The sequence below is a fragment of the Geminicoccus flavidas genome, assembly GCF_009806515.1.
In the GTDB taxonomy this organism is placed as follows: domain Bacteria; phylum Pseudomonadota; class Alphaproteobacteria; order Geminicoccales; family Geminicoccaceae; genus Geminicoccus; species Geminicoccus flavidus.
This window is the reverse complement of record NZ_WUJP01001035.1, coordinates 1-8,023: the sequence shown is the minus strand read 5'-3', so window position 1 is coordinate 8,023 and position 8,023 is coordinate 1. Positions and strand designations below refer to the sequence as shown.

Here is an 8,023-nt window from a genome sequence, read left to right as displayed (position 1 = left end):
CCCACCCCGTTGCTGGTCAGCCGGAGCGGTCGCTCGATCAGGTCTATGGCGAGCAGGAAGTCGTTGAGAACGCCCTTGCGCTGCAAGATGACGATCCAGGCATAGGTCCGGATCACGGTGCTGGTCCAAAACGGGATCAGGATCGCCGCCAGGCACAGATGGAGCAGGCTGCCCCGCGCGCGGCTGACCACGAACGCCACCGGATAGCTGAGCACGAGCGCGCACAGGGTGACCAGGAGGGCAGACTGGAAGGTGTAGAGGAGTACGGACAGCGTGCTGCTGTTGGACAGGATCTCCGCATACTGCGCAAAGCCCGGGGTCGGGCCGGAGAAGCTCTGCACCACTACCGTGCCGAGCGGCAGGATGAAGAAGGCCAGCAGCAGCAGTAGTGGCGGCAGCAGGAGCAGGGCATTGCCCCGGCCCGGGGACCATGGACGACGCCCGGTCCGCTCGGGCATGGCCGCGACCGTGCCGATCGTCGTCCGCTGCAGCATCGCCGGTTTCCTCAGCCCAGCAGCCACTTGTTGAAGCGGTCGAACACGGCCGGCCCGTTCTCGGCCCAGTAGTCGAAGTTCTGGAACACGGCGGTCTTGCTGTTCTGCGGCGAGTTCGGGAGCCGTGCCAGCTCGGCCTCGCTCAATAGCTCGAACGCCTTGGTGTTGACCGGGCCGTAGGGGATCGCCTTGGCGAAGGTCGCCTGGTTCTGGGCGTCCATCATGTTCGCCAGGAACTCCATGGCGGCCTTCTTGTTCTTGGCCCCCTTCGGGATGACCATCGCGTCGCAGACATAGAGCGCGTGGTCGAACGTGTAGTCGACCGGGCCGCCCTCCTCCTTGGTCTGGTACACCCGGCCGTTCCAGACCGTGCCGACATCGACTTCGCCGCCAATGACCAATTGGGCCGCCTGGGCGCCCGAGGTCCACCAGGTCAGGCTGGGCTTGATCCCGTCCAGCATGCGGAACGCCAGGTCCAGGTCGATCGGATAGAGCTTGTCACGTGGCTGGCCGCCGCCCATCGCCGCGACCTCGAGCGTCTGGGGTGCCAGCTTCCACAGGCTGCGCTGGGCATCCAGCTCCGGATCGAAGAACTCGGTCCAGTCCTTCGGCCGGGTGCCGGCATCGAAGCTGCCGGTGTTCCAGGCCATGACATAGGCCGCGACATCGGCCAGCAGGTAGTAGTCGCTGGCCGTCGCTTCGGGCAGGAGCGCCGACCTGTCGATCAGGTCGAAGTCGATCGGCTCCAGGAGCCCCAGCTGGGCGAGGGCCGCCGCCTCGGTGGCGTCGATGTTGAGGACGTCGACGTCGACCGCGTTGTTGTCGACCATCGCCTTGACGCGCGCGGTGTCCATGTAGGGGGCGCCGACGATCTGGATGCCAGTCTTCGCCTTGAACGTGTCGAAATAGGCGACCTTGAAGGCCTCCTCGAGCGCACCGCCAGAATTGGGCACGGTCAGGGTGGTCGACTGGGCGCGCAGGATCGACGGGAAGCCGGTGACCAGACCCGCCGTGCCGAGCGCGGCCCCGGTTCCGGCCAGAACGCGGCGACGATCCAGGAGGGAACCGCCCCCACCCGGCATGGCAAGCTTCGGATCGTCGGTCATGGTGCATTTCCCCGTTCTTGTCCGGTTGCGCTGCTTATCGCCGCCGGCCTCCCTTGCCGGCAGTGCGGGCTAGATCATGATGATCCCGCCACCTGCGATGACCGTCTCGCCGGTCATGTAGCGATTGCGGCCGCTGGCCAGGAAATACACCACCTCGGCGATGTCCTCGGGCGCTGCCACCCGGCCGAGCGGCGTCGACTTCGCCAGGTCCTCGTAGATGCCGAGGGCGCGCAGATTGGGCGTGTCGATCGGGCCCGGCGAAACGGCGTTGACCACAATGCCGTCAGGCGCCAGCTCCTGCGCGAAGGACTTGGTGAGGCTGATCACGCCCGCCTTTGCCGCCGCATAATGCGCGTTCTTGGCATAGGGGATGTAGGCGTCGATCGAGGCGATCGAGACGATCGATCCCGCCCGCCGGGGCTTCATGTGATTGGCGGCAGCCACCGTCATGTGAAACATCGACCGCAGGTTCACGTCGAACGTGTAGTCCCATGCCTCGTCATCGATCTCAAGGATCGGCTTGCGTGGGTAGACTCCGGCATTGTTGATCAGAACATCGACATGGCCGAGTTTCGCTGTGGCCTTGGCGAACGCGGCATGCGCGTCGTCGCGCCGGCGGATGTCGGCGGCGACTCCCTCGGCCTTGCCGGCACCACCGAGGCTGGCCACCGCACGGCTCAGGCCCTCGGCATCGATGTCGATGATGCAGACCCTGGCACCCCTGGTGATCAGGAGCTGTGCGATGGCGTAGCCCAGGCCTTTGGCACCGCCGGTGACGACGGCAAGCTTACCGGCCATCTCGCTCGATTCAGTCACCATGAGCCTCCACCCGCGAGCTGCGCCCGAGCCCACGCATCAAGATCGATTTTCGATGAAAATTATTGTTATGCGATACAACTAGCTTGGCAAGTCCGTTTGCCCCGGCGCCGCTACAGGAAGCCCGCCCGCGGGCCACGCCCGGCCGGGTGCCGCTTGACGATCAGCCCCCCGCTGCACAAGGTTCTGCTATCCGATAAGGCTTATCGAAATCAGGGAGAAATCTCGGTTTCAGGTCTCGACCCGGCCCGCCAGCCAGAACGGCGCTGATGCTGCGCACGGCCCGCAGATCGGACCCGGCAGAGCTGCTCGTCCCCGACTTTCGCGAGGAGCCTTACTGGTGGCTGGCGGCTCCGCCCGGGCAGGGCGGTGACACCGCGGACCACGACCTGCCCCGCCAGGTGGAGGTCGCCATCATCGGTGGCGGCATCACCGGCATGGTCGCGGCCCTGGATCTTGCGCGCGCCGGTGCGGATGTCGTGGTGCTCGATGCCCAGGGCATCGGCGAGGGAGCGGCACGACGCAGCGCCGGCTTTCTGGGCCGGACCCTCAAGCGCTCGGTCGAATGGCTCGCGCGGAAGGGCGGCCACCCCTATGCCGCCAGCGTTTATCGCGAGCTCGACACCGCCCTGAAGGGCGTGGCGGCGCTGGTCGAGGCGGAGGCGATCGACTGCCATCACACGATCTGCGGCCGGTTCGTGGCGGCCAACTCACCAGCGCATTTCCGAGCACTGATCGACGATCTGGAAGCCACGCACCGCGAGGTGGGCTTCCCGTACCAGGTCGTGGAGCGGCACGAGCAGCACCGCGAGATTGCCTCGGACCTTTATTGCGGCGGGGCGGTGATCCCGGACCTGGGCTCGATCCATCCTGGCCTCTACCATCAGGGCCTGGTCCGGCGGGCGCGCGCTGCCGGGGTCAGGCTCCTGCCCTTCACCGCGGTCCAATCGATCGAGCCCGGCGAAGGCCAAAAGCGGATCGCCACGGCGCGCGGCTCGTTCCACGCACGCCAGGTAGTGATCGCGACCAACGGCTACACCAGCCGCCACCTGAGCTGGCATGTCCGGCGCGTCATTCCGTTTCGCGGCTTCATCGTCGTGACCGAGATCCTCCCGCCCGGCCTGATCGAACGGCTGCTGCCCAGGCGACGAACCTATCTCGACACGCGGATGAACATCGACTTCATCCGTCCCGCCCCAGATTCGAACCGCATCCTGTTCGGTGGCCTGACCGGGACCGCCAGCGACACAGCGGCACCGCTGGCGGCCGCACTGCGTAGCCGGCTGGCAGCGATCCTGCCCGATCTCAAGGACGTCCGCCTCGCCCGTGCCTGGACCGGCCTGTGCGCAGGCACCTTCGACTTCATGCCCCATATCGGCCGGCAGGACGGCATCCATTTCGCGCTCGGCTACAATTTCGCCGGCATTCCGATCGGGACGCATTTTGGCCGGCTGGTGGCGCGCCGCATCCTCGGCCGCGAGGATGCGGAATCGGTCTTCGAGACGGCCCGCTTTCCGACTGCACCCTTCTACGGCGGCTCACCCTGGTTCGTTCCTTTGGCGATGCGCTGTTTCGACTGGCACGACCGGCGCATCGCCGCCCGCCAGCCGGCAACCTCTGCCAGGGCGCAGCCGTGAAGCGGCCGGAGCGGCCTGCCCGAGCATCAGCCACCATCCGGGACCGACGCCGATGGCCAACGAGACGATCATCACCTGCTCCGTCACCGGCAGCCTGACCCGGCGCGAGGACAACCCAAACCTTCCGATTACGCCGGCCGAGATCGCGGCCTCGGCTCTGGAAGCCGCGGAAGCCGGCGCTGCCATCCTCCACCTTCACGTGCGCCATCCGGACGGGCGCCCATCCATGGAGCTCGATCACTACCAGGAACTCGTCCGCCTGATCCGGGAACGGAACGATGAGGTGATCCTCAACGTGACGACTGGCCCCGGCGGATGCTTCCAGCCCGGTGAGACGGATCCGAAGGTGGCCGGCCCGCGCACCAATTTCGTCACGGCCGAGCAGCGCGTGGCGCATATCCGCCACCTCCGGCCGGAGATCTGCACCCTCGACCTCAACACCATGACCTTTGGCAGCGAGGTCGTGATCAGCACCCCACCCTATGTGCGCCGGATGGCGGAGATCATCTACGATGGCGGGGTGCGGCCGGAATTCGAGCTGTTCGACAGCGGCGACATCGCGCTGCTGAGCGACTTTCTCGCCAATGGCGCGTTTCGCGGGCCGCCACTGGCCAGCCTCGTGCTGGGCGTCAAGTACGGTTTCGCCGCGTCCCCCGAGACGATGCTCTATGCCCGCAACCTCCTGCCACGCGACGCCGTTTGGACCGGCTTCGGTATCGGACGAGCAGCTTTCCTCATGCTGATGCAGGCTTTTCTCCTGGGCGGCCATGTCCGCATCGGCATGGAAGACACGATTCGCATCTCCAAGAGTGAACTCGTGCAAAGCAATGCGCAGCTCGTCGAGCAGGCGCGTTGGCTATTGGAGAAGCTCGGAGCAGTAATCGCGAGACCATACTCAGCAAGAATGCAACTTGGGCTCCAAACCTAGCCAAGCAAGAATTACAGTTGCATTATTGAAATGATCTCAGCCTCCATGGCTCACCGTATCTCATAGTTCGTGGATGGCGGGTGCTTCGATCGAGACGGTGCTGGAGCACTGGGCGTCGTCCCGGTGCGAGGTCAAGGTAGCGGTGGCCGGCATCGGGCCTGCTGTCAGGACTCGCCCGACCTGGTACCGGCAATTCTGTAGGAGGTAGCACCTATCGACTTCGATACGGTGCTCGCGGATGTAGGCTACGACGGCGAGCACAACCGCCGCTTCGGCTCAGCCTTGAGAGCGCACCGAGCTGCCGCGCAGCAGCACGAACTGATCCTGCGTGCGAAGACAAGATGATGATTTTACGGAGCATCATGCGCTCTTGGTCCGGCACCGCCCTGTGCCGGTGCCGGGCCAACGGTTCAGGCGGAACCAGACTCCACACTAGGCCCGGCTGATTGCTGGGCGGGAGGGATGCAGGGTTATGCCACGTTCGCCAACGCTGACGTTGGCGTCTGGGTAGGCGGCCAGTGCCAGATCAAGACACTCGATGAAGTGTGCCCGGAACTTCCGCATGAGCTGGAAGCCTGAGCCGAACTGGCTATGCAAGGCAGGCCAGCTGACTGCAACATCGCTGGTCAGGGCATGCAGGCGGTAGGCCAGCCAGATATACACGTCGATGACCATTGACCTGGGGCCGATCGCCCGCAAAGCGCTGGTGCTAACCGGAACTGGATGATCACGTAGCGCGCGGTAGAACTCCTCGTTCAGAAGGACCCGATCATTCCATAGACTTTGCTGGTCCCCGAGATCCGACATGGAGATTGTGCCGTCGACAAAACCGCCATGGCGCATCACTTCGGCCCCTGCCCTATCCATAAAGAACTGCAAGCGGCAGTGAGAGATGCGTTTTGCTTGCTCGGTGACCATGCGATAGGTCGTACCGCCGATGGACAGCCCCATACTTCCGAGCCATACCCTCATGCTCCGCCCGAGCTCGATCTCGCGTGAGCCGGTCCGCACTGCCTCGCTTTGCAAGAACAGGAGAATGAAGCGGGCGTATGACCCGTATGGCAGGCCAATAGCTTTACCGGTGCGATCGCGGCCGCTTTCAATGAGCAGCGTCAGATTATGTCCCTCACGCCGCCAGACTAGATCGGTATGGGGCTTGTGCGGGAGTGAAGTCAGCGCGAAACCGCTGTAGGTAAAGCCGATCTTCTCGGCATCTTCGGTCAGGACTTGATAAGCTGCTTCGACCAGAGCGCGCTCATGCTTGGTCGTAGCCTTTTGTCGGGCTTGGTCGATTCCTTCTCGGGTGATAATCTGATGGATTGTGGCCATTGCTGGATCGTGTCGGTTGGCGCGTTGGTCGTCAATGTGGAGTCTGGTTCCGCAAGCTATTTGAGAGATAGTTGTTTCTTATATTTGCTATGCGGAACCAGACTCCACGGGATAACCCCTGATTTGGCCGTTTGAGCGGAACCAGACTCCACAGAAAGCGGAACCAGACTCCACGGGGTAAGTTGGGATGGCCGCTCTTATCCTCGCTTTCCCGTGGAGTCTGGTTCCGCAATTCCGCAGCATATATATCATCATGCGCACATGGAAAAATGTAATTATCAACATGTACATATATCATTTTGTATTGTTATACATGTAATAAATAACATATAAACAATTGAATATGTATATAATGACGCTCGTATTTATATACGCTTGCACATCAGGCCATATAGACATTAGAATATGTGTCAGTATGTTGAGGTGTACATATGGCAACGGTTTCGATCGCTTCCTCCAAGGGGGGCTGTGGGAAGACGACCCTTGCAATCCTTCTTGGGACTGAACTCGCCTCTGCTGGCTACAGGGTTGCCCTGCTCGACTGTGACCTCAACCAGCACTCCAGCGCTTTCGGTGCCAAGGCCGCAGTCGAAGGCTTCTCGGTCATCTCGTCAGTTGATGAGGGCAACGTACTAAGCGCCATGCGTAAGGCAGAGGCCGACAACGACGTTGTCCTGGTCGACCTGCCTGGTGGATCGTCCACCCTTGCGCTCAAGAGCCTACAGCGCAGCAACTTCGTACTGGTGCCATGTCAAGCCAGCCTACCGGACGTTCGTGACGCCGTGAAAACCTTCGCTCAGATCGACGATGCCCAGGATTTGGCCCGGGCTGACATCGCCCGTGCCTTGATCTGGACCCGCGTTCTGCCGGGCTTTGAATCGCGCTCTGCCCGCCACGTCCGTGAGAGTATCGAAGAGCGGGGGCTGCCCGTCTTCGAGACCGCATTGATGGAGCGGGCTGCGTTCCGCGAGTTGCACCTGACCGGCCGAACGCCACGCCAAGCGGGTAACCAAGCGGCCGCCGTCAACGTTGCTGCCATCACGACCGAACTCCTGGCGCACATCGAACGTCTGGCTGCCATCACATGAAGAAGATCGACTTTCCGCCGCTCGACCTCGATCCGCCGCGCAAGCGCCTGGACCTGAAGGCGATCCGTCCCAAGGAGGCCGATGATGCCGTCCTAGACGAAAACAGTCGCCGCATTGGGACTGAATGGGGCGCGGTGACTAGTCTCGAGCGACCGAAGAAGACCCCAATGGCGTCGCTGCGCATTGAGGTGCCAGAATATCTGGATCGAGCCCTCGCCCTGAAGGCCGTGGAGCAGCGCGTGACCAAGCAGTACCTCGTCTTACGCGCTTTACGCGATGCCGGCTTCGAGATCGATGACCAGGACTTGGTTGCTGACAAGCGCCGCAATCGGCGTTGATGCCAGCGAGAGCCACATCTTCTGCTGACGAGGAGATCGGCGGACTGCCCGGGGCGCGTAGCGAAGCTGCCTGCCATCGGCGCGGCGTCATCCATCGGCGCGTCATATGGCTTGTGCATGCCAGCAACTGGCTATCGGCTTGGCCACCCATTTCCCGTAGCAGAGTAGCTGTATCGGCGGGGAGGGGCAGCGCCGATTGCCCCGCTACCGCCTGACTGCCCCCAGCACCCGATAGACTGAGGCCCGGCCGATGCCGAGCCTGCGGGCGATCGCGGCGGCACCCAGCT

General features: G+C 63.2%; 9 protein-coding genes. 4 read left to right on the top strand and 5 right to left on the bottom strand.

Annotation, left to right across the window (positions count from 1 at the left end):
- The 3 genes from EQG76_RS29680 to EQG76_RS29670 form a co-directional block, all read right to left on the bottom strand.
- Positions 1–494: ABC transporter permease (locus tag EQG76_RS29680; RefSeq protein ID WP_407925588.1), on the bottom strand; the 494-nt coding region annotated here is incomplete at its 3' end.
- Between the two features lie 11 nt (positions 495–505).
- Positions 506–1,600 (bottom strand): extracellular solute-binding protein, encoded by a 1,095-nt coding sequence (locus EQG76_RS29675; protein ID WP_159718851.1) that lies wholly within the window; start codon positions 1,598–1,600, stop codon positions 506–508.
- Positions 1,601–1,669: 69 nt separating this feature from the next.
- Positions 1,670–2,416 (bottom strand): SDR family NAD(P)-dependent oxidoreductase, encoded by a 747-nt coding sequence (locus EQG76_RS29670; RefSeq protein ID WP_200841241.1) that lies wholly within the window; start codon positions 2,414–2,416, stop codon positions 1,670–1,672.
- Positions 2,417–2,685: 269 nt separating this feature from the next.
- Between EQG76_RS29670 and EQG76_RS29665 the strand changes: the two genes are divergently transcribed.
- Together EQG76_RS29665 and EQG76_RS29660 are read left to right on the top strand one after the other, a co-directional pair.
- Positions 2,686–4,053, top strand: a complete 1,368-nt coding sequence (locus EQG76_RS29665; protein WP_159718850.1) for an NAD(P)/FAD-dependent oxidoreductase — start codon at positions 2,686–2,688, stop codon at positions 4,051–4,053.
- Between the two features lie 52 nt (positions 4,054–4,105).
- Positions 4,106–4,981, top strand: coding sequence for a BKACE family enzyme (locus EQG76_RS29660; protein ID WP_159718849.1), 876 nt, complete (start codon positions 4,106–4,108; stop codon positions 4,979–4,981).
- A 432-nt stretch (positions 4,982–5,413) separates the two neighbouring features.
- On the opposite strand, the gene EQG76_RS29655 is transcribed toward EQG76_RS29660, so the two are convergent.
- Complete coding sequence (locus EQG76_RS29655; protein WP_159718848.1) at positions 5,414–6,310, bottom strand: replication protein RepA; 897 nt, start codon at positions 6,308–6,310, stop codon at positions 5,414–5,416.
- 431 nt (positions 6,311–6,741) lie between these two features.
- Between EQG76_RS29655 and EQG76_RS29650 the strand changes: the two genes are divergently transcribed.
- Together EQG76_RS29650 and EQG76_RS29645 are read left to right on the top strand one after the other, a co-directional pair.
- Positions 6,742–7,398 (top strand): ParA family protein, encoded by a 657-nt coding sequence (locus EQG76_RS29650; protein WP_159718847.1) that lies wholly within the window; start codon positions 6,742–6,744, stop codon positions 7,396–7,398.
- Entirely contained in the window at positions 7,395–7,736 is a 342-nt protein-coding gene (locus EQG76_RS29645; protein WP_159718846.1) for a hypothetical protein, read from the top strand. Before EQG76_RS29650 ends, EQG76_RS29645 begins: the two co-directional genes overlap by 4 nt.
- Before the next feature lie 204 nt (positions 7,737–7,940).
- Here EQG76_RS29645 and EQG76_RS33800 read toward each other — a convergent pair whose 3' ends face one another.
- Positions 7,941–8,021 carry a helix-turn-helix domain-containing protein gene (locus EQG76_RS33800; protein WP_200841242.1) on the bottom strand — a complete coding sequence of 27 codons (81 nt, stop codon included), beginning with the start codon at positions 8,019–8,021 and terminating at the stop codon, positions 7,941–7,943.
- Positions 8,022–8,023 lie beyond the last annotated feature (2 nt).

Bases quoted from the DNA above. Each gene is read 5' to 3' on its own strand.
- EQG76_RS29675 (WP_159718851.1), bottom strand. From the start codon at position 1,600: ATGACCGACGATCCGAAGCTTGCCATGCCGGGTGGGGGCGGTTCCCTC.
- EQG76_RS29665 (WP_159718850.1), top strand. From the start codon at position 2,686: ATGCTGCGCACGGCCCGCAGATCGGACCCGGCAGAGCTGCTCGTCCCC.
- EQG76_RS29660 (WP_159718849.1), top strand. From the start codon at position 4,106: ATGGCCAACGAGACGATCATCACCTGCTCCGTCACCGGCAGCCTGACC.
- EQG76_RS29655 (WP_159718848.1), bottom strand. From the start codon at position 6,310: ATGGCCACAATCCATCAGATTATCACCCGAGAAGGAATCGACCAAGCC.
- EQG76_RS29650 (WP_159718847.1), top strand. From the start codon at position 6,742: ATGGCAACGGTTTCGATCGCTTCCTCCAAGGGGGGCTGTGGGAAGACG.
- EQG76_RS29645 (WP_159718846.1), top strand. From the start codon at position 7,395: ATGAAGAAGATCGACTTTCCGCCGCTCGACCTCGATCCGCCGCGCAAG.